The sequence below is a fragment of the Paraburkholderia agricolaris genome (assembly GCF_009455635.1).
GTDB lineage: Bacteria > Pseudomonadota > Gammaproteobacteria > Burkholderiales > Burkholderiaceae > Paraburkholderia > Paraburkholderia agricolaris.
Genome location: NZ_QPER01000002.1, coordinates 3,145,316 through 3,170,979, shown reverse-complemented (window position 1 = coordinate 3,170,979; position 25,664 = coordinate 3,145,316). Strand labels below are relative to the sequence as shown.

Sequence of the window (25,664 nt, the reverse complement as noted above, 5' to 3'; positions counted from 1 at the left end):
TCTTTCTCGCCATCGGAGCAGCATTGCTCGACGTTGGATGGAAATGTCAGGAACGGTCGACCACGAGCTCAGCGATGCCGTCCGCGCGCTGCTGCTGGAAAGACCGGGCAGCCCACCTTCGATGGCCGAGGTAGCCGACGCGCTCCGCCTGTCGACACGGACCCTGCGCCGGCGTCTCAAAGCCCTGAACACGGGTTTCAGTGCGCTTGTCGCGGACATCCGGGGCAGCCTCGCTTGTCACTATCTGACCGATACCAGCTGGCCACTCGACGTCATTGCCGAAAAGGTTGGCTATAGCGACGCCTCCAATCTGCGCCAGGCGATTAAGCGCTGGGTTGGCGAGTCACCGCAGGCGTACCGGGCACGGATCGGCCGTGCGCCCGAACGGACCGGCCATCACGACCATGTTGTGCACGGCTAGCTCGAAGGCGGCGTCCTGTCCTGAGGCGCCGATCGTCCATATGCAAATAGAACGCACAGTGCCCCGTAGCGGTCACGTCGTGGCGTGACCGAATTCCGCGTTAAAGAAGGCACCATCACATGAATCTAAAATCGCTTGTTTCAAAGCTGGAACTCTGGCTGTTTTCTCACCGGCTTCCGTTGCTTTCCGTGCTGGTTGTCTTCACGCTGGTGATGGGTGTGTTCGCCGCACAGCTACGCATGGAAGCCGGATTTGAGAAGCAGATTCCCGTCGGCCACGAATACACCAAGACCTTCCTTGAATATCGCAAGGACCTTCCGGGTGCCAACAGACTCACGATTGTGATGCGTGTGCAAAACGGAACGATCTGGAACAAGGATGCGCTCACCCGTCTGTATAACGTGACCCAGGCGGTAACGTTCCTGCCAAACGTCGACAGGTTGGGCGTTCAATCACTGTGGACGCCGAACACCTTCGTCAATGAAATCACGGAGGATGGCTTTCGCGCTGCGCAGTTGATACCCGGCACCGTGGTTCCCGCGTCTCTCGATGCCAAAACGATTGCCGACATTCAACGGTCGGCGGCGCAAGGCGGATTCGTCGGTGTGCTGGTTTCAAAGGACCAGAAAGCCGCGATGATTACGGCAGAGCTCAATGAAACCGATGCCCAGGGTCATCACCTCGACTACATCAGTTACAACAGGATTCTCGAACAGAAAATCAGAAAGCAGTTCGAGGACAAGAACGTACAGATTCAGATTATTGGCTTCGCCAAGCAGGTTGGCGACATTGCGGAAGGCGGCAAGAGCGTCGTTGAATTCTTTGGACTCGCGATTCTTCTGACCGTCCTCGCGCTCTATTGGTACTGTCATTCGTGGCGCTTCACCTTCCTTCCCGTGCTTTGTTCGTTCACGTCGCTCGTCTGGCAGTTCGGCACCCTGCGCATCATTGGCTACGGTCTCGACCCTCTTGCTGTCCTGGTTCCCTTCCTGGTCTTTGCAATTGGTGTCTCACACGGCGTTCAGCAGATTAACTTTATTGTCCGCGGCCTCGCTCAGGGAAAAACAACCGAACGCGCGGCTCGCGACAGTTTCACCGGCCTGCTCATCCCCGGCACCTTGGCGCTCGTCACGGCATTGCTGTCCTTCATCACGCTGCTCGTCATTCCTATTCCGATGATTCGCGAGTTGGCCATCACCGCCTCGCTCGGTGTCGGCTACAAAATCGTAACGAACCTGGTCATGCTGCCGTTGGCCGCGTCCTATTTCAGGTTCGACAAGGCCTACGCGGAGAAAGCGCTGCGCAAGCGTGAAGCCAGAACTCGCATCATCCGGGCAATCTCGGTGGTGGCCGAGTGGCGCAACGCGGTAGCGATCACCGTCATCGCGTGCATTGTTCTCGGCACGACTGCGTGGGCGAGCCGCGACCGTATTGTGGGCACGCTGCAACCGGGGGCGCCCGAATTGCGGCCTGACGCCCGCTTCAATCAGGATGCCGTTTCGATTGCGAAGAACTTCGACATGGGTTTGGACTGGTTGACGGTTATCTATCAGTCGCCGCCGGACTCATGTGGGCGAGTTGGCGTCGCCACGCATATGGACGGTTTCGCGTCTTCGATGAAGTCTGTGCCAGGCGTTGTGTCGGTCGATTCATTCTCCTCGCAACTGCGCAACTATAGTCAGGGGTACAACGAAGGCTATCCCAAGATGGATGTCGTCCCTATCGACCCGACCAATTACGCGGCGCTCGCCACCGAGATCGGTCGCAACAAGGGATACAACAGCAAGGATTGCAGCATGACGGCTGCACACCTTTATCTGACCGACCACAAGGCTGTAACCATCAAGAACGTCCTGAAAGCGGTTCGGGCGTACTTCGATGCCAACCCTTTGCCTCACGGCGTCGTACTGAGACTGGCCGCGGGCAACGCAGGTGTCCTCGCCGCGACGAACGACGTTCTCGAGAAGAGCGAACTGCCCATGATGCTGTACGTCTATGCGGCCATCATTGCGCTGGTTCTGTGCGTATACCGTGATTTTCGTGCGGCAATTGCCTGTTGCTTCCCGCTCACCGTCGGCACCTTCATTGGATACTGGTTCATGAAGGAATTCGAAATCGGCCTGACGGTAGCGACCTTGCCAGTGATGGTGCTTGCTGTCGGAATCGGCGTCGATTACGCGCTTTATATCTACAACCGGTTGCAGATGCACCTTGCCGATGGCGACACGATCCGCACAGCCATGAACCGTGCGTTGGAGTTCGAAGGTATCGCAACGATTTTCACGGCGCTCACACTTGCGATTGGCGTCGCGACCTGGTCGTTCTCCGCTTTGAAGTTTCAGGCCGACATGGGCAAGTTGCTGGCCTTCATGTTCATCGTGAATCTGGTGATGGCTTTCACTGCGCTCCCGGCTTTGGCTGTTGTGCTCGAGCGGTTGTTTCCGCGCACGAAGAAAGCTTACTCACCTTCCATCCTCACCCACTAATTATGAACAGTGTCCGGAAATTCACGCTTGCGGCCGCTCTTGCGCTTGCCTCAGTCGCGGTCCATGCACAGGCAACCGAAGGGCCTGACGGGCTGAGCTTGCACCTTGCATCAACCGCAGCGGACCTCTCGGCCACCGAGTATCTCGCGGTCGCACGGGCGGGCAAGAGGATCGTGGCCGTTGGTGAACATGGAACGATCGCTCTGAGCGATGACGGCAAGTCCTGGCGACAGGCCAGGCACGTTCCTGTTCAGTCGACGCTCACATCCGTCGCATTCTCCGACGCGATGCACGGCTGGGCTGTGGGCCATTGGGGTGTGGTTATTCATACCGACGACGGCGGCGAGACCTGGTCCTTGCAGCGGTCCGACCTGAAAGTCGACCAGCCTTTGTTCTCCGTGTACTTCAAGAATTCGACAGAGGGCTTCGCGGTTGGTTTGTGGTCTCTGTTGCTGAAAACGTCAGATGGAGGCCGAACCTGGACGCAGTCCAAGCTCGTGTCGGACAAGAAGGAAGGCGCGGACAAAAACCTCTTCCAGCTGTTCAGCTCGCGAGACGGGACTCTCTATATCTCGGCGGAAAAAGGCACGGTCTTTTGCTCGACAGATGCCGGCGCGACATGGACGGGGATTCCAACCGGTTACAGCGGAAGCCTGTGGACGGGAGTCGCATTGAGTGACGGCGCGCTGCTTGTGGGGGGGCTCCGTGGCTCCATGCTGCGCTCCGACGACGGCGGGAAAACCTGGTTGCCGCTCAAGACAGATACGTCGAGTTCCATCACGGACATTGTACAAATGCCGAACCACGAGGTAATCGCCGTTGCGCTCGATGGGGTAATCCTGCAAAGCAACGACAACGGACAACACTTTCAGCGGATGGTGGGACAGGACAGAGCCAACTACACCGCGGTGGTCGCGAAGTCGGATGGACAACCGGTGTACTTCACGGCTCGCGGCATCGCGATAGACCACTGAACAGAACACGATAGGGAGGCGTAAGCCATGTTTGAAAAATCTCATCTTCAGCAGTTTTACATCGACGGGAAGTGGCAAAGCCATGTCACCGATGAACAGTTCGGCGAGGTCATCAATCCCGCGACGGGTGAGCCGACCGACAAAATTGCGTTCGGCTCTGCCGAAGACATCGACCTGGCCGTGCGGGCCGCACACCGTGCGTTCCCGTCATTCGCGAGTTGGAAACAAAGCGAGCGAAATGAACTCGTTGAGCAGGTCTGTTCAGTTTATGAACGTCGGATGGGTGACTTCGTGGATGCCATCACCGCGGAGATGGGTGCGCCACGCGAGTATGTCTCCCGCGCCGCGCAGGCGCCCTCGGGCCTCGGGCACTTCCGTGCCGCGGTCGAAGCGGCGGAGCGTTTGCATTTCCGCTATCGGCAAGGCACGGCATTTATCGTACGCGAGCCCGTCGGCGTGTGTGCCTTAATCACCCCGTGGAACTGGCCAATGAACCAGGTTGCCTGCAAGGTGGCACCGGCGCTCATCGCCGGCTGCACGATGGTGTTGAAGCCGAGCCAGGCCGCGCCGTACTCCGCCACTGTCCTCGCGGAAGTGCTGCACGAAGCGGGCGTTCCGGCCGGTGTTTTCAACTCGGTGCAAGGGGAGGGGGCACGACTCGGCGGAGCTCTCTCGTCGCATCCTTTGGTCGACATGGTTTCGCTGACGGGTTCGAACATGGCCGGTGAACAGGTGACGCGTGCAGCCGCGCCAACCGCGAAACGAGTCTCGCTTGAATTGGGCGGCAAATCCGCGAACATTATTTTGCCGGGGGCCAATCTGGATGAAGCGGTGACGCATGGTGTTCTGACGATGATGTACAACTCGGGACAGACCTGCGTGGCACCGTCGCGAATGCTGGTGCCGATGGACAGCATCGAGGAAGTCGAACGCATCGCGCGGAAGGCTTGCGCGACGATCGTGGTGGGTGACCCCAGCGACCCGCACACGACGATGGGGCCGATCGCCAACGAGCGGCAGTTCAAGAAAGTGCTCTCGATGATCGCGAGCGGACAACAGGAAGGCGCCAAGCTCATCTACGGCGGGACGCAGCGGCCTGATAACTGCCCCAAGGGGTTTTACGTCCAACCTACAGTGTTCAGCCGCGTGAACAATCGCATGACGATCGCCCAGGAGGAAATCTTTGGCCCGGTCCTCGTCATCATTCCATACGAAGATTTGACGGACGCGGTCGAGATCGCCAATGACTCACCGTTCGGCCTGTCAGGCTACGTTTATGGCGCGGACAAGGCACAAGCTGCAGCAGTCGCGGCAAAGCTCAGAACCGGCATGGTTCACCTCAATGGCGCGCCGGTCGACTTTCAGGCGCCGTGGGGTGGCTACAAGCAGTCTGGAAACGGCCGGGAGTGGGGTGCATGGGGCATCGAGGAATTCCTTGAGACCAAGGCAATCCTCGGCGTTGACGAGCATTTCTCTCTCGCCTGAGCGGCGTCACTGACACGCTGCATTGGCCACTTACAACCTGAGAACGCGACGCAAGCTGCCCTACCATTTCCTATGCGCGTTCGGCGAACGCTGCATTGGCAGCGCTCAAGCAGCCTGGGTAATAAAGACAAGGTAACGAAGGATTGAGATGAGAAATCACGTAGTCGTCGTCGGCGGTGGCCCGACTGGCCTGCTCACCGCGCTGGGGCTCGGGCGCCGGGGTGTTCGTGTGACGGTGCTCGAGGCCGAGGAAAAACCGAACGACAGCCCGCGGGCGCTCGTCTATCACTGTTCAGTGCTGCCTCACCTCCGCGATCTTGGTGTTCTTGAAGACTGCGTATCGGCCGGATTCTTGCGCCAGGATTTTGCGTGGCGTATCCATGAAACGGGCGAGATGATTCGTTGGGACCTCAGCGCAATTGATGGAGACGTCGAGTTCCCTCATGCGTTGCACCTGGGTCAGGACAAGCTTTCTGCAATTGTCGTGCAGCACCTCAACAAGCTACCGAATGTGGACATCCGGTATTCGACATCGGTCCTGGCATGCATCGATGCCCATAACGGTGTCACGGTAAAGGCGGAGTGCCGGGGCGAGGCGTTCGACATCGAAGCCGACTGGCTGGTGGGCGCGGACGGCGCCCGCAGCACAGTTCGCCGCGATATCCTGAAGATGCAGTTTTTCGGCATTACATGGCCCGAACGCTATATCGCCACGAATATCCGTACCAACCTCGCGAGCCTCGGTTACAGCAACGCCACCATGCAGGTGGACCCGGTTTGCGGTTCGGTTATCTGCGCGATCGACGCTGACGATTTCTGGCGCGTCACGTTTGTGGAAGAACCCGAACTTCCGATTGAAGGATTGGAGCAGCGCATTGGCGCAATGTTCGAGAAGCTTCTGCCCAAAGACAACCCTTATGAACTCATTGCGTACACGCCGTACCGGATGCACCAGCGTGTGACCGACAGGATGCGGCACGGCCGGGTGTTGCTCGTCGGCGACGCCGCGCATGTGACCAATCCGACTGGCGGGCTTGGGCTGACGGGCGGTATGTTCGACTGCTTCGCTCTGATCGAGGCACTTGGACTAGTGCTGCTGGATGGCGCAGACGATGAGATTCTTGAATTCTACGAGCGTGACCGTCGCAAGAAATTCATCGAGCTTGTTTCGCCGAGAGCATCGAACAACTTGCGCACGCTGTATCACCTGCTCCCGGGCCAGCAGCGCACCGAATGGATTGAATGGGCCCGTTCCATTTCGAACGACCGGAACAGGATGCGCGAAGCCATGCTCTTCCATGAGCAGATGCGTACGGTCTTCTGAGAAGCCGATGATCAACTATGAACTGAGCGACTTTGGGGGGCGTTTTCTGACGACGCCTTCCCAGTCGATCAACGGGCGTCGATACCCAGGTATTTCAGCCTATGTCGAGTGGTTTATCCCTTCGGAGGCGAAGCAGATCTCGGTGACGTTCGTGCATGGGGGAGGCGGGCAGGGGTCCGAATTTCTACGAACGCCGGATAACCGGCCCAGTTGGGTTCATTCGTTTCTCCGGGCCGGGTACCCCGTCTATGTGCTGGATAGACCCGGTCACGGACGAAGTCACTGGAACGCCGAGGTACTCGGCCCGGCGCTTCCTCCGCCCTCGTACGAAGCGCTTGTCCCACGCTTCGTGGAGCCCGCAAAGCATTTGCTGTGGGACGAAGCCGGGAAACACGATCAGTGGCCAATCGAAGAACCGCGCGCGGCCGACCGGTTCATGGCCAGTCAGGGCCCCATGGCGACGACCCTTGAAAGCAGCCAGCGTCACGTCGAGGCTATTGCTCCCGAGCTTTTTCAACTGGTCGGAGATACCGTGCTGATTCCCCATTCCGCCGGTGGCCCGTGCGGTTGGGCTTTAAGCGCGATCGGCGGAAAACAGGTCAAAGCAGTCGTTGCAGTGGAGCCGCTTGGCGCTCCGGGTCTTGATCATCCGCTGGGCCGGTTTGATAACGGACTTTGCGTCGCGGCGTTTGCCGGTTCGAGTAACCCTTACGGGCCGCCAATCGCGATGGTGACCTCAGAGGCGACGTGGATGCGCGATATGAATCTTCGTGCGACCGAATACCTCGAGTCGTGCGGTGCGAATGTCACACTGATCGACCTGCCTCAACTTGGAATTCGCGGCAACGGCCACATGATGATGTCGGAACGCAACAATGACCGGATTGCGGACGCAATCATCGACTGGCTGGCTCGAACAGTTTGAGCGTCGTTATCCAGTCTGTGGGTTGCTTGCGGGTAACGCTTACCTGATGCGCCAGACCGCAGGTTGAAATTCGTCCATGGTAGGGCGTCGAGCAGCGCCCTGGGTGGCCGCGCAAACGTGCGCGATATATCAAACCTCGTAATTGGCGGCGGTACGAGCGCACGTCAGCGCTCGTACCGTGGATGAAATGATCTGTTCAGTTGCCGGCGGTACTGAGCGAATTCACCACGACATGAACTGCATGGTCCAGTGCCTGCCCGTCGATGCTCGGGCTAACGTTGCCACTGTTTAGCACCACGAGGAGGCCCTCGAGTTGCGACACGATGAGGACAGCCCGGATGTGACTCTCCTTCTTGCTGAGGTGCGGATTGATTTCCGCGACGAGGTTCGCAAAGATGCCAATGTAGTCCTGATAGCACTCGGCCAGCGCTTCAGTTGCGAAGTCCTCGTGATTGGCAAGCGCCGCAACCTCCAGCATGAATAGACGGGTCTCGGTGTCGCGTACCTCCGTCAGAATCTTCGAAATCAACTGCGTCAGCCGGTCGGCGGCGCCCCCGCCAGACCTCGCGATTAAATGATATTCGTCGTTGAACTGTTTCAGCGTTTGATGGATGACGGTCTTCAGCAGAACTTCGCGCGTGGGGAAATAGTGCTGCAGCGTGCCCAGCGGAACACCCGCCTCCGCTGCGGCCTTCCTGAGCGTGAAGGCTGCGTAGCCATCACGTTGCATCAACTTGCGCGAGTCTTCCAGAATCGTTGCCAACTTATGCCCGCGCTTGCGCTGCTGAGTCGTACTCATCAGGTCTTCGGGCAAAAGTGCCCCAGTTTCGAAAGTCAGCCGTTGCATTGAGGGTTCCGTAATCAGGGAATACCTGCCATGCCGATGCGTAGCGCGGCAATCTTGGCGAGGTCAACAGCAACATCTTACAACGGACTTGTGCAATTCGTACATTTGACTTGGTTATGTTTGCTTTGCATGGCCTGAAACTTAGTCTGCGGTGTCCATTTTGCCTGGGAAAAACCTGTGAAGGCCTGTTCCTGCATGGATCCATGGTGAATGCTCAACAACGGCCAGGGTTAATACTGGATTGATGGTCTGAAAATGACACTATACATTGCAAGTCATGTGACCGATATAAGCAAGTCTTATGACCTGTTTGTTAGCCTGCAGAAGCAGGTCGTCGAGAGCGTGGGCGCGTTGTGAGGGCTAATAAGGCCATCCCTGCGATCACGTCAGAGCGGCAGCCGATGCCGTGAGCAGGCAAGTGCGCTGAGCGGTGGTATCGAGCATCAAGATAGATTTGGACTGCTATATGAATCTGCATCGCTCCTTCGAAAGCTCGCGTCGAGATCCGCCTGCCTCGGGCAGCAAGTCATAACCAAAGCGAAGTCTCATGATTGAACCGCGGAATACAGTGTTAACCCAAGGGAGTTGGAAATGAAAGCAGTAAGTCAAATCGCGTGCCTGGTGGCTCTGGCGTGCGCGATTGCACAACCGGCGCTCTCAGCTTCGCAAGCGGACGCCGATAAGCTGGGTAAAGAATTGACGCCGGCGGGCGCCGAGAAGGCCGGCAACAAGGACGGCACCATTCCTGCATGGACCGGCGAAGGCGCGGAATCCACGGGCTGGAGTTACGGCAAATTCCGCGGCGACTACTTCAAGTACAAGAACGAGAAGCCGCTTTTCGTTATCGACGCCAGCAACGTCGACAAGTATGCCGACAAGCTTGCTCCGGGTGAGATCCAATTGATCAAGCAGAACAAAGGCTATTCGATGCCGGTTTACCCGACGCATCGCAGTTGCATGCTGCCGGATTTTGTCGCCGCGAATACAAAGAAAAATGGCTCGGCGTCGACGATCGGGCCGGATGGTTGGACGATGCGTGGGGAGACGCTTCCGGGTGTGCCGTTTCCGATTCCCACGAGCGGCATTCAGGCGGTCTGGAATCACCTGACGCGTTATCAGGGCGTGGCGGCGGAGTATCCCGCGGCGCTATCGTTCGTCTCGGCGAAAACCCCGGGTGATCCGGGTATCGAATACAGGTGGACCCTGCAGTTCTATTGGCCGAATGGCGCCAAGGGCGAGAATCATCCTGCGGACGGGTCGTTGTTCCAAGGTCTGTACTTCGGCTACATCCAGCCGGCGGCGCTTGCCGGTCAGGCCGCAATGCAGCGCTTCTACTTTGATAAGCCGACTGAGTCCTACTATTACTTCACGGGCCAGCGTCGTGTGCGCCGCATGCCTGCCTACGACTACGACGCACCTTCGATTGGCTTTGAGAATCAGTATCAGGTTGACCAGCAGGACGTGTTTTTTGGCGCGCCGGACCGATTCGACTGGAAAATTGTAGGCAAGAAAGAGATGTACGTGCTTTACAACGACTTCGCCATGTTTGACTTCCGCAAGCCAATGTCAGAAGCGTTGCAGGCGTCCTACGTGAATCCCGCTTTCCGTCGCTATGAACTGCACCGTGTGTGGATTATCGAAGGCACGGTGAAGCAGGGGATGCGGCACTCGAATCCGAAGCGCACGCTCTACCTCGACGAGGACTCGTGGCTCGCACTGGGTGGAGAAGATTACGACGCGCAAGGGAAAATATGGAAATGGAAGGAATCGGCGATCGCGCCCGCCTGGGAACTTGGCGGCGCTTGCGTCATGCCCCAGACGCTTATGTATGACCTGACGAGCGGCCGCTACCTCGCTGATTCGCTGATTTTCGGAACGGGCAAGGACTATCATTACTATCAGACTCCCACGCTCCCTAACCAGAACGATTCGTTCTTTACGAGCGAAGGTCTGGCTCGGGTAAGTGACCGGTAATAGTCAGTACATCATGGTTTATATGACCCGTCATTGATCTGGAACTCGCGGCGGCATTTCACGACGGTGCGCGAGTCGCCAATCGAAGTGACGGTTCGAATTGGTGCGACGAGATAAGCATTCAATGCATCCCTCGCCAGACAGCCGTAGGCCTGAAGTCGGAGGGTTGGGACATGGGTACGAGATTCAAAGTCAACGGCCGGTCCGTTGATGTGAATGCCGACGAAGCGATGCCGCTGCTATGGGTGATACGCGACCGGCTCGGATTGACCGGGACGAAATTTGGCTGCGGCATCGCTCAATGCGGCGCGTGCACAGTGCACATGAACGGCGCCGCCGTGCGGTCATGCGTCGTGCCGCTCGCGGCAGCGGCTGGTGCGAACGTGAAGACTATCGAAGCACTTTCGCCGGACAGGTCTCATCCGGTTCAGAAAGCATGGGAAAGCTGCGCCGTACCGCAATGCGGCTATTGTCAGTCAGGCATGGTCATGGCGGTCGCGGCCCTGCTTGAATCCAACCCTGACCCAAGCCGGGAGGAGGTCGACGCGTCCATTACCAATATCTGTCGCTGCGGAACCTACCAGCGGATTCGCGATGCTATACAGGTTGCTGTGAAGAACGCGCGTCATGGATAAGTTCGAGCTGTCGGAAATCAGAATCTCTCGCCGTGCATTGCTGGTGGGAACCGCGGTGTCCGCCGTTGGCATTGCGTTCGGCGTGCGAGCGAGTGCCGCGCCCGCAGCACCGCGTCCAGGATCTCGCGGGGCGGCCGCCGCGAAGGCAGACTCGGATGTCGCTATTGGCGTGTGGGTCGTCATCCGCCCCGATAATTCTGTCCTTATCAAGGTGCCGCAGGCCGAGCTCGGCCAGGGCGCGTTGACCTCTGTCGCGCAGATGCTCGGAGAAGAGCTCGAGGTGCGCTGGCAAGACGTGCGGACGGAGTTTTATCAACCGAGCGTGAACATTGCCTTAAACAATGTCTACGTGTGGGCCGCCACGTTGAGCAGCCTTGGAATCGAATCGCTATTTGATCCGACGCGCGTGGCCGGCGCGCAGATTCGGGCGATGTTGATTTCCGCTGCTTCGGACGAATGGGGCACGCCCGTCGATCATCTCATCGCCAGGAACGGACGCGTTATCGACCAGGGGGGCGGCAGATCGATTGAGTATGCCCGGCTGGCCGCGCTTGCGGCGAAGAAGCCCATTCCGGACCCGAAGCTTGTGAAACTGAAGCGCCCGGTCGATTGGACTTTCATTGGAAAGAGCGTCCCGCGCATAGACATACCGTCAAAAATTGACGGGTCGGCCGTTTACGGAATCGACGTGCGGCTGCCCGGGATGAAATATGCCTCGGTGCAACAGTCTCCCGTATTCGGAGGACGGCTGAAGTCTTTCGACGAAAAGGCGATCCCGGCGAACGCCGGCATTCTCAAAGTGGTCAAGATTAGCGCCGGAAAATCTGGCCTCAACGAAGCTGAAGCCGGCTGGGGTGTCGACTACGGGATGGACGACGCCGTCGCAGTCGTAGCCGACGACTGGTGGACGGCCAATCGTGCGTTGCGCACATTGCCCATTGAGTGGAGCGAGGGCAAGTTTGCGAAAAGTAGTACTGCCGCGATTGCCCACGAGCTTGTGTATGCTCTTGAACACCCGCCGCTGCCATTTCCGCCTGTGCGCGTCCAGGGTGATGCTGTTGGCGCGCTCAAAAGCGCGCATAAGGTTCTCGAGGCGGAGTATTGGGTGCCGTTCACGGAACACGCGCCCATGGAGCCGCTGAACTGCACGGCGCTGGTTACTGCAGATAGCGTGGAAGTATGGACCGGTACGCAGTTCGCCGACGAGGCGCTACGCATCGCCTGCCACTATGCCGGACTGCCGCCCTCAAAAGGACGTCTCAATCTGATGTTATGCGGCGGTGCTTTCGGGCGACGCATCAACAGCGATTTCGTCGGACAAGCCGTCCAGATTGCGAAGACCATGCCGGGCGTGCCGGTCAAACTCCTCTGGAGCCGGGAAGAATGTTTCCATCGCGGCTATAACCCGCCGATCACCGTGACACGGTTCAAAGGCGGCCTTGATTCCAGCGGCAATATCACGAGCTGGATGTCGAATTCCGCCGGCGGTCGCGCGCCCGACCAGACCTATGGAACTGGGCGAATGGTCCAGACGTTTCCCAACATCCGCATCGACTACCAGCAGATCGAAACGCCGCCGCCGTTCGGGTGGAAACGCGGTGTGGCCTTTACGCAGCAGACGTGGATGAACATGTCGTTTATCGACGAGCTGGCCCACGCCGCGAGAAAGGATCCGTACGAAGTCCAGCTGTCGCTGTTGAATCCGGATAAAGTCCCCAAGGATTTTGAAAAGCGGGATCTGGAGGTAAGCAGGATCATAAAGCAGCGCAGAGTGCTGGTTGCCGTTGCCGAAATCGCGCGCTGGTCTGACCGTGTCCCTTCAGGGTACGGCAAGGGAATCGCTGTGCATGACATGAGTTACTGGCCGGAAGACCAGGCAACCGCAGCAGCTGCTATCGCCGAAGTCCACATCGACGTACATGGCAACGTGTCGGTCACGAAGCTGACGATAGCACTTGACTGCGGCCCCGTAATCAATCCCGATGCGGCGCTGGCCCAATTACAGGGCGGTGCGGCCTACGCGATTTCGGACCTCATGTTTGCAGAGCTAACGATTGCCGACGGGCGCGTGGAACAGTCAAACTTCAACGACTATCCAGTCCTTCGGCTCGCGCAGATGCCAAAGATCGATGTTCATTTCCTGAAAAGCGATACGCCGCCGCACGGGCTTGGCGAGACTGCAGTGCCGTTGACGATGTCTGCCGTCGTCAACGCTATTTTTGCTGCGGGTGGCCCGCGCATTCGACAGCTTCCAATCAAGCACGCAAAGCTGCAGGCAGCCTGATGGTCAGTTGATTTGAGCGAACTTCCGACGGTTCTTAGGAACTGCCAACTCATTGGGTAACGACTATCGGCAGACTTGCGTCGCAATCAGGCTGCACATCGCTTGATGGATGCAGCAATTGGCCGTTTGGCACCTGAGCGGACGGGACTAACTGGAATACGATAAAGCCTGGCTTTTTGAATGACGTGTGCGGAGCCTGGTGGACCTTAGCACCTGTGTCCATGTAACCAATATTGTTCTGATGATAGCTTGCTCGCAGAGGCTCCGCCCGCTATCACGGTGCATGAAGAATCTTTTGCTCAGTAAATAATCTGGTGAAAGCCGTTAGTCCAGGATGGAGTCTATATGAGTACCCTGCAGCGAGTATCCAACACCACGTCGGTCGACAATATCTGCGAGATTCTCGAGCGTGACGGCGCGATTGTCATCGAGGACATGATCTCCCAGAAGACGCTCGACGCATTCTTTGCGGATGTTCAACCTTTCCTCGATCGAGTGCCGTTCAGTGCCGATGGTTTCTCAGGTGCGAGAACGCGACGGGTGTCCGCACTGTTCGCCAAATCGTTGCACACTGCGCAGATGATTACGCAACCGCAATTCATCGCCACGGCGGAGCGTTCGCTGGCGTATCCTTTTCCGATGATGTCGGGTGGGGCGCGTGTCATGGTGAAGCCGACCATTCAGGTGTGCTGCACCCAGGCGATCGACATCTGGCCGGGGCAGAAAGCGCAGGATCTTCACCGCGACGACGGCATGTTCCATGTTCATCACCCTGCGCCGCAACAGACACTGCTGCAAACGCTGTTTGCCGGCACGGACTTCACGGCTGCCAATGGCGGAACGATGGTCATCCCGGGCAGCCACAAATGGGACATGGACCGGCGTCCACGGCTGGAGGAAGCGATTCCGACCGAGATGAAGCGTGGCTCCGGACTCATGTACTTCGGTAGCTGCTATCACGGTGGCGGCGCTAACTCGACCGACAACCAGCGTCGTGTCGCAATTGCACTCTCGTTTACCCAGGGATATCGGCGTCAGGAAGAGAACCAATACCTCGTTGTGCCGAAGGAAACCGTGAAGAAGTACCCTGAGCGTGTTCAGGAACTGCTCGGCTACAAGATGTGTACACCATACTGCGGCTGGGTGGAAATGAATGAACCTAGCATCGTTCTCAAGGACGCCGACTTCAGCATTGCCGCGGCGGCGAGTCCTTATGACGAGAATATTCTTGCCGAAGGAAAGCACGGCGCTGGAATGGCGTGAGTTCCGCCAGCCGCGGCTCCGACCGGCAAAGTAACGGCGAATCGCTCCCTTGCATTACTCTCGGTTATTAGACGTGGCCACTATGAATGAAGTGAATGGTATCGCAGAGGTCGAGGTGCGCTCCGACGGACTCGGGTTCGCCGGCTTGTACGCGCAGGCCCTGGGGTCGATGGCGCCGCCCTACAACTGCATTGTTGTCGGATCGGTGATCGCGGCACTTTCAGGTCACGGCATCGCAGCGGCGTTTCTGCTGGCCGGCTTCGCCATGATGTTCTACGGTATCACCATCGTTTCGCTGGCCGACAACGTGACTTCGACGGGCGGTCTCTATGGCATGGTCGGCTCGACACTCGGGCGGCGCGCTGCGTTATGGTTCGGCGGGGCGCTTGTGCTGAATGGTCTGTTCTCGATACCAGCAACGGTCGTGTCAGCGGCCTACCTTCTCCAGCTTATCGTCGGAGCATGGGCGCCATCCAACGTATTCGCACAGAGCTGGCTACTGTGGGTGGCGATTCTGACTCCGCTCGCGTTCCTCGTTTCGTATCTGGGCGCGGACGTCTCAGCTCGCGTCGTACTGACAATTATCGGCTGCGGGATGATTGCCATCGTTTTTCTTGATGTGACGATCGTGGCGCATGTCGGGTTGAACGCCGTCCCGTGGTCAACGCTGTATGAGCCAACCCAAGGCGGGGCAGGTCGGTCGGGCATGATGCTTTCGGTCGGCGTCGCTGTGATTACGCTGGCGGGCAGCGAGAGCGCCATCTATCTCGCCGGGGAGGCGAGAAATCCGAAGCGGCATATTCCGTGGGCTGTCTATGGAAGCATTGGCGCCGCAGCGCTCTTCTACCTGCTCACGTCACTGGCGTTCTCGGCTGCGCTGCCTTCCAATTCGCTCGCCGATCTCTGGGGGAAAAACGGACCCGAAGTCGTCAGCAAGCTCGGAACGACCTATATAAGCAAGGGGTTTGCCATTGCCACCCTTTCGCTCGTTGCGGCTTCGGCGTTCGCCGGCGTGATCAGCTTCATCAACTACATCGCGAGAGTGATGCTTGCCATGGCGGAGGACCGTTATCTGCCCGCGAGCTTTGCAGTTCTTGATTCCCGGCAGTCACCCTGGATATCCATTACCGTGCTGGCGGTCTTGACGGTCGCTTCGTTTGCGATCGGGTATTGCATGCTGGGTGACCGCCCGGATGGCGCGATCACCTTTTTCACCTGGCTCTATTTCGGTGTCACGCTCTTCCTGATCTCGAACTACATCCTCATCTGCGTCAGCGCTGTCGTCCATGGAAAGTCGAAAGGTAACTCGGGTCTTCGGACCTATATCGCACCTTTTGTGACGTTGGGCATCATGTTGCTTGCAACAAAGGCGGAGTTGACCCCGCTGCCGCCACCGCCTTTCGATGTCGCTTCGTGGTTCGCTATTGGCCTGCTCGCTTTTGTTGTCATCTACGCTGAGTGGGTCGTGCGGGGACGAGTTGTCGAAGCAAAAATTCCGCGGAGTTAGGTCTTCCGGTCCGGCCAGATCACATGAGACTGCGGGTTGCTGCAGGGACTATCGCAGCGCTTCGATGGATTTCCGAAGCTTCGATACTGAGCTTGTCGGCGTCGATGGCGCTTCATTCCCCCAACTGCGTCGGATAAAGGTGACAACCTGCGCAATCTGCGTGTCGCTCAGCGTTAGCCGGAAGCCGGGCATCACGTAAGGTGCAGCCACCCCGCGAAGCACGATATCCGAAGCCCCATTGAGCGTCACGTTGATTGCGGAAGAATCGTCCTTTTCAAGCAAGTTTGGGTTGCCTGCGAGTGGAGAAATGAACGGGGGACGTGACAGTCCATCGGCTCCATGGCAGTACATGCAGAACTTGGCGTAGACGCGAGCGCCTTCGTCACTCTGTGTCGAGCGCATGAGCGACCGGGTGTTCGACGCTTTGTACACGTACGGCGGAGAATCGGAACCCTTTGCAGGCGGTAAAGACGTCAGGTAAACAGCGATGCTCCGCAAGTCTTCGTCGGACAGAAAGTGTGTGCTGTTGTTGATGACCTCGGTCATCGAGCCGAACGCTGAAGCATGTGAGTTGGTACCGGTTTTGAGAAACGCGGCGATGTCGGCGCTGCTCCAGCGTCCCAGACCAGTTCGCTTGCCGGCAGTGAGGTTCGACGCATACCAGTTTTCAATCGGCGCGCCGCTCAGGTAGACATCGCCTGTCTCATCAAGCACCTTTTCCTGGAATCCAAATCCACGCGGCGTATGGCACGAGCCGCAATGTCCCAGACCCTGTACAAGATAAGCGCCGCGATTCCAATCTTCTCCGCGCCCTTCTTTGGGCTGATACACGCGCCGCTCAAGGAAGAAAAGATTCCAGATTTGCAGTGGCCAACGCATGCTAAACGGCCACGGTATGGAGGTAGGTCGGTTCGGTTCGCGAACCGGCTTTACACCGTGCATGAAGTAGGCGTAGAGCGCTTTGACGTCAGCATCCGACACCTTCGCATAAGAAGGATAGGGCATCGCCGGGTAAAGATTGTGGCCATCCCTGGCAACGCCTTCACGCAGCGCGCGGCCGAAATCCGCTTCCGTGTAGTTCCCGATGCCCTTGACCTGATCGGGAGAGATATTGGTCGAGTAGACGATACCTAGGGGCGTCTTCATCGCCAGGCCGCCGCCGAAAGGCTTTTGTGCGGCCGTCGTATGGCATGCGGCGCAATCCCCAGCGCGTGCCAGATATTCGCCGCGAGCCACAAGAGCAGCGTCGTCCGCGGCGAAAGCTTTTGGGGATGTCAGTGCAATCGCGGCTGCAGTCATGATCAGACATCGGGACAAGCGCGGGTTCTCGATTACGGTCATCTGCTTAGAAGTTAAGTCCTATCGAGTAGCGACGCTCGCGTGAACCTGTGAGCCAGAAGAGCCTTCGTCTATTGAACTGTGCACGCGATCGTCTCGAAATGCCTTGAGCTCGGGCGGAGATAGAACACGCTCGTTTGCTGATCGTTGGAGTGTGGAGCATATTGAACGGACGGTGGATGGCACCGTCAAGCAGGTATGCAAATCAGGCTCGCTGAGCAGCGAAGTCGATTGCGGCAAGCGCTTGATCGAAAGGCAAGACTGCTGCGTACTTTTGCGCCATATCGAACAGGCTCGCGTCGTGAGGTGCGATGGCCCGGTCGCCGACACAATCCGAAAGCACCAACGGGCGGAAGCCGAGCGACATCGCGTCCACCACGCTTGCACGGACGCATCCACTGGTCACGGCCCCCGCAACGAGAAGAGTCTGCACGGCGCGTTGGGAGAGCCAGGGAGCCAGCTGTGTCCCAAAGAACGCACTAGGCACTGTTTTTCGTACAACGAGCTCGCCCTCTTCGGGAGCAAGCTCGGGCACGATGGCGCTGTTTGGATTGTGCTCAGTGAGTGTCGCCATACCGGGTACTTTCAGCGAGAAAATGTTGTTATCGCTTCCGTTTTCGGCGTAGACGATTCTGCTGTGAGCAACGGGCCAGCCGCGCTGTCGGGCAGTGGAAAGGGCGAAGCGTGTGCGCTCGATTGCGAGGGGGATGTTCCCGCCGCCGAACACCTGCGGGTCGGCGAAGCCTGCTACGAAATCGACAATGAGGAGCGCGACATTTCCCTTGGGCTCAAGGGGGGTGCCGAAACCCTGGTTCCGGTAGACGAGCGATTCGGTATGGTCAGAGATGTGTTTCATGTTACGACTTGTCGTTCAGGGTAGGGATGACGCGGCCTTCCTTGACTACCGGTTTGCCGTCCAGTTCGACCGTGCAGGCACGCAGGGGGATGTCGATGTGACATGTGGTCGTGCGAGTGCCTCCGCCTTCGTTGTTCGGTCCGAGCGAAAAAAGGAAATTGCCCTCAAACGCACGGGCATCCATGCCGATGGTCGCCTCGCGATCGTATAGACCGAGCGTCGACCAACGCGCGCGCGACTGAAGCCCCCAGCCGATGTGAGAAATGGCGTAGCCCTCGGGGTCGCCAAAAGTCTCCATATAATCGCGCAGGAGGGCGGCGTCGACGCCGCCCTCGATTCTCGTCGCGTAACCGTTCTCGACCGTCAATTGAATGGGGTCGCTCACGTATCGTTTTTGCGGTAAAAGAATGTCGCCGCGGTCGATCACGATCGTGCCGTGTGTGGTCCGGTCGTTCGGATAGGTCAGCGCGAAACCGCTCGGCCAGTGGTCCCAGCGGCCAGGCTCATCGACGAAACCGTATTCGGCAGTGGGCCCGAATTCTCCGAGTGGACAGACAAGCGAGGTTCCCGCCTGGGAATGCACGCGCATTTCGCGAGCGCAACCAATCTTGCTGGCTGCACTGAGAACGCGAGTTCGGTCCTCCTCGGTTGGAACGAGACGGGCCAGTACTTCGGGCGGCTCGACCGCGAGCAGGATTTTGGTGCCGGACTTCAGGATGTCGTGCTGTTCTGGAGAGAACAGCAGCGTCATGAGGTCCAGTACGAGGTCGCTCTCCTTCAGGGCCGCAATGGCAGAGCGATTGCCTGTGAGCGGCGTTGTCCCCAGGTACGACAGCGAATCCCGGCTGAATGCTTTCTCGCCGTTCACGGGCGGCAGATCCAACCGGTTGACCACCGCCCCCATTGCCTGAGTTGCTATCAGGGCGCACGCCAGAGTTTGCGGGTGTGTCGCAGCGCTTGTCAGAATGGTGACGTTCTGGCCAGCTTCGAGACGCGAAAGTTTGAGGACTTTTTTCCAGGCCTCGATAAGTTCATAGTCGCTAATGGACATCAGGGGCTCCTTCTGGCGGAGATGGGTGCGCTAGGCGATCGGCTGTTCATCGAAAAGTTTTGCGCCAAGGAATGTGCCGAACGCTTCGTAAAAACATTCGGCGTTGTCCCAGGGAATCATGTGACCGGCATCAGGCACGCGAACATGCGCCATCGCTTGATTCAGCCTTTGCAGTTCAACGACATCTTCGTCGCGAACCACATCGCCTCGTTCCGCTGTAATCAGAAGTGACGGGACTTCAAGACGCGCTGCATCCGCGTGGAAGTCATCGCTATGAAAGCCTTCATAAGAAGCGATCACCGCGCGCTCGTCGCAGGTGTGTAGCCATTCCGCGCGCAACTGCAGTTCCTCTTTTGTCCAGGTGGGACAAAATTCGCGCATGCCCTCGGCGTCGGTGCCTTGGCGGGCGAGCGCCATCGAATTGATATACCAGGGTAATTGGCCTGGGTACGCTCGACGCCCGGGACCGGATACCGGAGGGTCAACGAGCACAACCGACGTAGGGCTTCGCGGTGCCCGTCGGGCGGCTCGTGCCGCAATGCGCGCGCCCATGGAGTGACCGACGAATGCAAAGCGCTCGAGGCCGAGAGCCGCGACGAATCCCGCAAGGTCGTCTGCCTGGGCGTCAAGGCTGTAGTCAAGTTCGTCCGACGCTGCGGAGAGGCCGCGACCCCGAACGTCGAGTACATAGGTATCGAATTGCCGGCCAAACACTTCACCGACAAAACCCCATGTTACGGCCGGACTTGTGATGCCAGGGACGATGACGACGGCGGCTCGCTGCGACGTCTCGCTCGTGGCGTGGTGGTATCGAAGGTAGTGCTGGCGGATGTTGTTGGCATGAACATTCGCGCCATACAGGAAGGTGGTCGACATGCAATGGCTCCAATGGGACGGTTCGGCCGCTAGCTCGCGGTTCAGAATGCACCCGAGAGAAGCGCGCCCGCGCCCGGAACGACCGGCTCGAGGTCGAGTTCGCGCAACATCGCGTAGGTCGTCGCAATAGCCGCAGTGATTACCGGCTTACCGGTCATGGCCTCTACTTGAGCCACTGCGGGAAGCGACGGCATCTGCACGCAGGCCGAAAGCACGATCGCATCCGCGTCGGCATAGTTGAGCTGCTTGACGATTTCGGGGAGACGCGCCGGGTCGTGCCGGCCGACATCCAGGTTGTCGGGAATCTCCAATGCGCGATAGTCGAGGACCTCATAACCTTCATTGCGGATGTAGCTCACTACCAGTTCGGTCAGCGGCTTCATGTACGGCGCGACGACCACGATTCGTTTCGCGCCGATTATCTTTAGAGCGTCCACCAGAGCCCCTGCGCTTGTGATGACAGGTGCCTGAGCATCGTTCTCTGCCGTGTGCCTCGTCAGTCGCTCCTGCGACACGCGGTGGTAGCCATGACCCATTGCCATAATGGCGACAAGGCATGCGTAGCCAAGCACGTCGACACGGGCGTCCGAGAGTTCAAGCGCGCAGCGGTCCGATTCCGCATCCATGGCGGCGAGTTCTTCTTTCACGACTTTCTTCATCCGCATGCGACTGGAGTGAAACGTGAATCGCTCGGGACGAATCGCTTCGCGCAGGCGGAGCATCGCAGGGATTTCTGTCTCCATCGTAGTGTTTGAGCTGGGCACGATTTGGCCGATGCGAAAGGTCTTGGTCATGGAGTCTGCTCCGAGCAAATGGTGTAAGAGAAATCGATGGATAGTCAGCAGTAGCGGCCAATTAGAGCGTTCGCTCTCTCGTGGCAATCGACGCACCGGGCCCGAGTATTTCGACGTGGTTTGCGCGCTAAAGGAAGTGCGCTCACGGACGGGCACCGGAGGGCGCCAGAGCGCTAACATGCGAATAGCGCTGGCTTCACCCGTTACGCTGATTTGGAGTGTCAGGATCTTCCACAAATGGATTCGATGAATGAGGCCTGGTTGTGTCGGACTAACCGGGGACACTATGCGGACCTTGTTCCTGGGAGACTAGGTTGGAAGTGGCCAAACACACGCGCTAACGTGTTAGTCGCTCTGCATTCTTCGTGTTGGCAACAGAGAGGGCATTGCAGGGAGTCACTTGCCGCGGCGTTCGTCCAGCGAAGGAGCCCACGTCGGTGCTTAACCGATGAGCGCTTCAGGGCGAAAGGCGGATGGCCGGAAAACACCTTCTGAGGTACCGGCTGTATGCGTAAGGTGTGTGCTTCGGGGGAACACTCTCCAACGAAACACGAACTTACGCGAGGCAAGAATGACTGCTGAAAATTCCGCACGGACGACGAGTCAATGGCAAGCGGCCGACGCCGCACACTTTCTCCACCCTTTCACCGATCCGGCAGTGCTGGCAAAAGAAGGATCGAGAATCATCACCGGCGCGTCAGGCGTCTACATCTTCGATAGCGAAGGAAACAAGCTTCTCGACGGGATGGCCGGCCTTTGGAACGTGAATGTCGGGTATGGGCAGGAGGCTCTGATTAACGCATCGCACGAGCAGATGAAACAGCTCGCGTACTACAACGCGTTCTTCCATACGGCCGTCCCGTCGGCGATTGAACTGGCGGAGAATCTCGCCCGCGTCAGCCCACCTAACTTCAAGCACGTGTACTACGCGAACTCGGGTTCGGAAGGCAACGACACGGTCATTCGTCTCGTACGACGCTATTGGGACGTGGTGGGGCAGCCGTCGCGCAAAACGATCATCAGCCGCTTCAATGCTTATCATGGTTCCACTATCGGCGGTGCTTCGCTGAGTGGGATGCCGTGGATGCACGAGCAGGGCGGTCTGCCGATTCCGGGCATCGACTATATCCAGCAGCCGCACTACCGGTTGCACGGCGCCGGCATGAGTTTCGACGAGTTCGGCAAGGTTGCCGCGTCGTGGCTCGAACAGAAGATTGAAGCGCTGGGTCCGGAAAACGTGGCTGCGTTTATCGGCGAGCCAGTTCAGGGCGCCGGCGGCGTTATCGTTCCTCCGCCGACTTACTGGCCGGAAATCCAGCGCATCTGCGATAAGTACGGCATCCTGCTGGTGAGCGACGAAGTCATTTGCGGATTCGGCAGAACAGGCAATTGGTGGGGCGCCCAGACTTTCGGTTCACAGCCGGACCTGATGACCTTTGCCAAGGGCGTTACAAGCGGCTATGTGCCGCTCGGTGGCGTCATGGTGGGTGAGCGCGTTGCTTCGGCCATGATTGAGCATGGTGGCGAGTTCCGTCACGGCTATACCTACGCCGGCCACCCCGTCGCTTGCGCAGTGGGCGTCGCGAACCTCAAGCTAACCGAAGAATTGAACCTCGTCGGCAAGGTTCGCAACGAAACGGGTCCCTACCTGGCCGAGTCGATGAAGTCGCTGCAGGATCATCCGCTGGTCGGTTATACGGAGGGTGTGGGTCTCATGTGGGCGGTCCAACTCGTCAAGGACAAGGCGAACAACACGCTGTTCGATGAGAGCAGCAAGGTTGGCGTCGTCTGCCGCGATATCGCTTATCGTAAGGGGCTGATCCTCCGCGCGATTGGCGACAGAATGATTATTGCCCCGCCGCTGACCATCACGAAGCAGGAAATCGACAATCTCGTCGAGATTACGAGGCATTGCCTGGACTTCGCTCTCGAATCCGTAGCAGCTGCGAGCTGAAGCGGAGTCCTGATCAAATAGGATTATCCGCGGGAAGACCGTGCATCGCGTCTGCGCTGCACGGTCTTCCCGCTTGACGAGCGCGGTGTGTCTAGCAACACTCACTGCGCATGTCACCCGGTTCAACGCCATTCACCGCCGCCGCATGGTCTTTGCGACCGACGGAACCCCGTCCCAGCGCGCCAGGATATTCCCACTTTAGCGGAACCCGCGCAGCCCGCTCGTGCTTTTGCACATGTCCTGCGGACCACGCGTCAAACTTTCCGCTCGCCGTTCTCATATGAGGAACATTGCAGGGTCGTTGTAAGCCTGGAGCGGCATCGCGACTCTTCCGGCGTTTGGCCGTTTAGCACCTGAAATCAAAAAAGACTCTCGCTTACCATCGTTTCATCAAGGAGTTCCGATGACAAAAGAAGGTAAGGGCAATCTTTACGCTTGCTTTGGTCGCGCCGGATAAGACGAAAAGAGCATCCACATCAGAGGAAAGGACAGATATGAAGCATCTAGCGAATGAGGCTGGCCAGGCAGTGGAGGCAGCGATTGGGCAGGCGCATGCTGCCGATTCGCTTAAACGCAGTCTCGGCACAGTCAAGCTGGTCGTGTTCGTGATTGCTGCTGTGGCGCCGCTGGCCGCTGTCATTGGCGTGCTTCCGGTCGCTCTGGTTTTCGGAAGCGGTGCGGCGTTGCCACTCGCGTTCGTTCTGACGACCATTGTCGTCGCATTTTTTTGCGTAGGCTACTCGGCGATTAGCCGGGAAGTGACCTCCGGTGGCGCCTTCTATATCTACATCGCAAAGGGCTTGGGGAGACAGGTCGGACTCGGGTCGGCATTTACCGCAGTGGTGTCGTATGTGACTTTTGTGCCCGGCGGACTCAGCTATCTCGGCTTTGTCATTCACACGCTGGTTCTCGACATGCTCGGCGTCGACGTTCACTGGCTGTGGTTCAGCGGTTTGTCCGCGATCGCTGTTGGACTGCTTGGCTATCAGAAGCTGGACTTCAGCTCGCGATTGGTACTCGTGTTGATATCGCTTGAATTCGTGCTGCTGCTCGTGTTCGATTCTGGCGTTGTGTTTCATCTTCACGCTGCGAGTCTGCCCGCACAAGCTATGAATTTCAAGGCGCTATTGGATGGCGCGCCCGGCGTGTCGCTCCTCCTCGCATTCACGTGCTACTTCGGAATCGAATCTGCCGCCTTGTATTCCGAAGAGGCGCAGTCGCCAGAGAAAAGCGTGGCGCGTTCAACCTACATTGCGGTTGCCCTGATTGGGATTTTCTATTTCATCACCTCGTGGATCACCGTAGGGGCGATCGGCCCGTCGAACATCCGCTCTATTCCGGAAGATCAGGTGGGTCTGATTTATTTCCAACTCAGCGACAAGTACGTGGGCCGGGTCTTTACCCACATTATTCAGCTGGCCGTTGCGACCAGTATGTTCGCTACGGTTCTTTCCATTCATAACGTGGCCTCCCGCTACATATTCGTGTTGGGGCGTCAAGGCTGCTTCCCGCGTCGGCTGGGGAGTATTCACCCGAGATTCCAGTCGCCGCATGTGGCGAGCGTCGCCGTATCGCTTATTTCGGCGACGGTCGTGGTTTTTGCTGCTACGTTCAAGGTGCACCCCATGCTGGGTCTCGGTACCGTTGCACTTGGTTTCGCCGCCGTCGGCGTGATGCTGATGCAGGTTCTGACCAGCCTGGCAGTCCTGGCGTATTTCCGAACACGTGAACCGCGGAACATGTGGAAACATGTCATCGCTCCGTCACTCAGTCTTGTCGGTTTGGCTGCGGGACTTGCGATCTCCCTGAAGAATTTCGAGTTCCTAAGTGGTAGCAATAACGCGACGATCAACAGGCTTCCGTATCTCCTTGGAATTGTGCTGTTGGGTGGAATTGCTTACGCAGGTTGGCTCAGGAGAGCTCACCCAACTCGTTTTTCTTCACTACGGTTCAATTGACACACTGAGATTCAATTTAAAGGGACGAGGGTTCCTGAAGCGTCTGTTCTAAAACTCGCACCGGCCATCAACAACACGACCACCTTTGAGTGGTCTGGCCGGTTACTGCCCAGTCAAGTCGGAATCGAAAATCAGGGAATAAATCGAAATGTCGAAAAATCGGCTAGTTATTACGACCGCGATGCTTTGCGCGCTATTCGCAAGCGCCGTGTGCAGCGCGGACGAAAGCGCGGACTCGCTTCGTAACGCAATTGCGTCTGCGCTGCGCACGCAACAGGCTGCGAACGCTGCAGGAGAAGACGCTGCGCAACTCGCGCACCGGTTTTATACCGATGACGTTGTCATCATCGGCGAGGGCGAAACGAAACCCAGTCGAGGGATGGACGCCGCCGTGAAGGCCATGGTGGATTGGAACGACTACCTGGGCCCTGGCGGCGAGAAGAAGTGCCATTTTGAACTGGAAGACCCGGTGGTTGGCAGTGACAGTACAGTCTCGACCTTTGTGGTTTTGAGCTGTAAGGCAAATCCGCCCAGGCTGACGAAGGACGAAACAATCCGCCAGCTCTTCGTCTGGAAGAAAACGTCCGAGGGCTGGAAAGTCGCGATGGAGATGTGGCAGTCAGGTGGTTTTGGAAAATAGGTTGTTTGCGAACTATCGCATGACAAAGGTTACACGGGAGATCGAAGCCGGCAACCTGTAGGCAGGTGTCGG

20 protein-coding genes are annotated in these 25,664 nt (G+C 58.1%); 14 read left to right on the top strand and 6 right to left on the bottom strand.

What is annotated here, in order from left to right; translation table 11 throughout:
- Nucleotides 1-37 precede the first annotated feature (37 nt).
- From GH665_RS35455 to GH665_RS35430, 6 genes are all read left to right on the top strand, one after another.
- Entirely contained in the window at nucleotides 38-421 is a 384-nt protein-coding gene (locus GH665_RS35455; RefSeq protein WP_167531049.1) for a helix-turn-helix domain-containing protein, read from the top strand.
- Between the two features lie 119 nt (nucleotides 422-540).
- Nucleotides 541-2,907 carry an efflux RND transporter permease subunit gene (locus GH665_RS35450; protein WP_153141708.1) on the top strand — a complete coding sequence of 789 codons (2,367 nt, stop codon included), beginning with the start codon at nucleotides 541-543 and terminating at the stop codon, nucleotides 2,905-2,907.
- A 2-nt stretch (nucleotides 2,908-2,909) separates the two neighbouring features.
- A complete protein-coding gene (locus GH665_RS35445; RefSeq protein ID WP_153141707.1) occupies nucleotides 2,910-3,881 on the top strand; it encodes a WD40/YVTN/BNR-like repeat-containing protein in 972 nt (323 codons plus the stop codon).
- A gap of 27 nt (nucleotides 3,882-3,908) precedes the next feature.
- The gene (locus GH665_RS35440; RefSeq protein WP_153141706.1) at nucleotides 3,909-5,366 is read left to right on the top strand and encodes an aldehyde dehydrogenase family protein; all 1,458 of its coding nucleotides are present in this window, start codon (nucleotides 3,909-3,911) and stop codon (nucleotides 5,364-5,366) included.
- 148 nt (nucleotides 5,367-5,514) lie between these two features.
- Nucleotides 5,515-6,690, top strand: coding sequence for an FAD-dependent oxidoreductase (locus GH665_RS35435; protein ID WP_153141705.1), 1,176 nt, complete (start codon nucleotides 5,515-5,517; stop codon nucleotides 6,688-6,690).
- A gap of 7 nt (nucleotides 6,691-6,697) precedes the next feature.
- Entirely contained in the window at nucleotides 6,698-7,615 is a 918-nt protein-coding gene (locus GH665_RS35430; protein WP_167531048.1) for an alpha/beta fold hydrolase, read from the top strand.
- 196 nt (nucleotides 7,616-7,811) lie between these two features.
- On the opposite strand, the gene GH665_RS35425 is transcribed toward GH665_RS35430, so the two are convergent.
- Nucleotides 7,812-8,462 carry a TetR/AcrR family transcriptional regulator gene (locus GH665_RS35425; protein ID WP_153141704.1) on the bottom strand — a complete coding sequence of 217 codons (651 nt, stop codon included), beginning with the start codon at nucleotides 8,460-8,462 and terminating at the stop codon, nucleotides 7,812-7,814.
- Nucleotides 8,463-9,053: 591 nt separating this feature from the next.
- On the opposite strand from GH665_RS35425, the gene GH665_RS35420 reads away from it, so the two are divergent.
- The 5 genes from GH665_RS35420 (at nucleotide 9,054) to GH665_RS35400 (ending at nucleotide 16,125) form a co-directional block, all read left to right on the top strand.
- Nucleotides 9,054-10,436, top strand: a complete 1,383-nt coding sequence (locus tag GH665_RS35420; protein WP_153141703.1) for a DUF1329 domain-containing protein — start codon at nucleotides 9,054-9,056, stop codon at nucleotides 10,434-10,436.
- Nucleotides 10,437-10,609: 173 nt separating this feature from the next.
- Complete coding sequence (locus GH665_RS35415) at nucleotides 10,610-11,071, top strand: (2Fe-2S)-binding protein (protein WP_153141702.1); 462 nt, start codon at nucleotides 10,610-10,612, stop codon at nucleotides 11,069-11,071.
- On the top strand, nucleotides 11,064-13,355 hold the full coding sequence (locus GH665_RS35410) for a xanthine dehydrogenase family protein molybdopterin-binding subunit (protein ID WP_153141701.1): 2,292 nt from the start codon (nucleotides 11,064-11,066) through the stop codon (nucleotides 13,353-13,355). Before GH665_RS35415 ends, GH665_RS35410 begins: the two co-directional genes overlap by 8 nt.
- A gap of 345 nt (nucleotides 13,356-13,700) precedes the next feature.
- On the top strand, nucleotides 13,701-14,618 hold the full coding sequence (locus GH665_RS35405; protein WP_153141700.1) for a phytanoyl-CoA dioxygenase family protein: 918 nt from the start codon (nucleotides 13,701-13,703) through the stop codon (nucleotides 14,616-14,618).
- 82 nt (nucleotides 14,619-14,700) lie between these two features.
- Complete coding sequence (locus GH665_RS35400) at nucleotides 14,701-16,125, top strand: APC family permease (RefSeq protein ID WP_153141699.1); 1,425 nt, start codon at nucleotides 14,701-14,703, stop codon at nucleotides 16,123-16,125.
- Between the two features lie 48 nt (nucleotides 16,126-16,173).
- On the opposite strand, the gene GH665_RS35395 is transcribed toward GH665_RS35400, so the two are convergent.
- The 5 genes from GH665_RS35395 to GH665_RS35375 all read right to left on the bottom strand — a co-directional run bounded on the left by GH665_RS35395 (nucleotide 16,174) and on the right by GH665_RS35375 (nucleotide 21,040).
- Nucleotides 16,174-17,424 (bottom strand): c-type cytochrome, encoded by a 1,251-nt coding sequence (locus tag GH665_RS35395; RefSeq protein WP_246216472.1) that lies wholly within the window; start codon nucleotides 17,422-17,424, stop codon nucleotides 16,174-16,176.
- A gap of 244 nt (nucleotides 17,425-17,668) precedes the next feature.
- A complete protein-coding gene (locus GH665_RS35390) occupies nucleotides 17,669-18,319 on the bottom strand; it encodes an isochorismatase family protein (RefSeq protein ID WP_153141697.1) in 651 nt (216 codons plus the stop codon).
- Nucleotide 18,320: 1 nt separating this feature from the next.
- Nucleotides 18,321-19,370 carry a 2,5-dihydroxypyridine 5,6-dioxygenase NicX family protein gene (locus GH665_RS35385; RefSeq protein WP_153141696.1) on the bottom strand — a complete coding sequence of 350 codons (1,050 nt, stop codon included), beginning with the start codon at nucleotides 19,368-19,370 and terminating at the stop codon, nucleotides 18,321-18,323.
- A gap of 30 nt (nucleotides 19,371-19,400) precedes the next feature.
- Nucleotides 19,401-20,246 (bottom strand): alpha/beta fold hydrolase, encoded by an 846-nt coding sequence (locus GH665_RS35380; protein WP_153141695.1) that lies wholly within the window; start codon nucleotides 20,244-20,246, stop codon nucleotides 19,401-19,403.
- Between the two features lie 41 nt (nucleotides 20,247-20,287).
- On the bottom strand, nucleotides 20,288-21,040 hold the full coding sequence (locus GH665_RS35375; protein ID WP_153141694.1) for a maleate cis-trans isomerase family protein: 753 nt from the start codon (nucleotides 21,038-21,040) through the stop codon (nucleotides 20,288-20,290).
- A gap of 571 nt (nucleotides 21,041-21,611) precedes the next feature.
- On the opposite strand from GH665_RS35375, the gene GH665_RS35370 reads away from it, so the two are divergent.
- From GH665_RS35370 to GH665_RS35360, 3 genes are all read left to right on the top strand, one after another.
- On the top strand, nucleotides 21,612-22,994 hold the full coding sequence (locus GH665_RS35370; RefSeq protein WP_153141693.1) for an aspartate aminotransferase family protein: 1,383 nt from the start codon (nucleotides 21,612-21,614) through the stop codon (nucleotides 22,992-22,994).
- A gap of 494 nt (nucleotides 22,995-23,488) precedes the next feature.
- Complete coding sequence (locus GH665_RS35365) at nucleotides 23,489-24,952, top strand: APC family permease (RefSeq protein ID WP_153141692.1); 1,464 nt, start codon at nucleotides 23,489-23,491, stop codon at nucleotides 24,950-24,952.
- Between the two features lie 148 nt (nucleotides 24,953-25,100).
- Nucleotides 25,101-25,592: a nuclear transport factor 2 family protein gene (locus tag GH665_RS35360; RefSeq protein ID WP_153141691.1), complete on the top strand. Its 492-nt coding sequence runs from the start codon at nucleotides 25,101-25,103 to the stop codon at nucleotides 25,590-25,592.
- Nucleotides 25,593-25,664 lie beyond the last annotated feature (72 nt).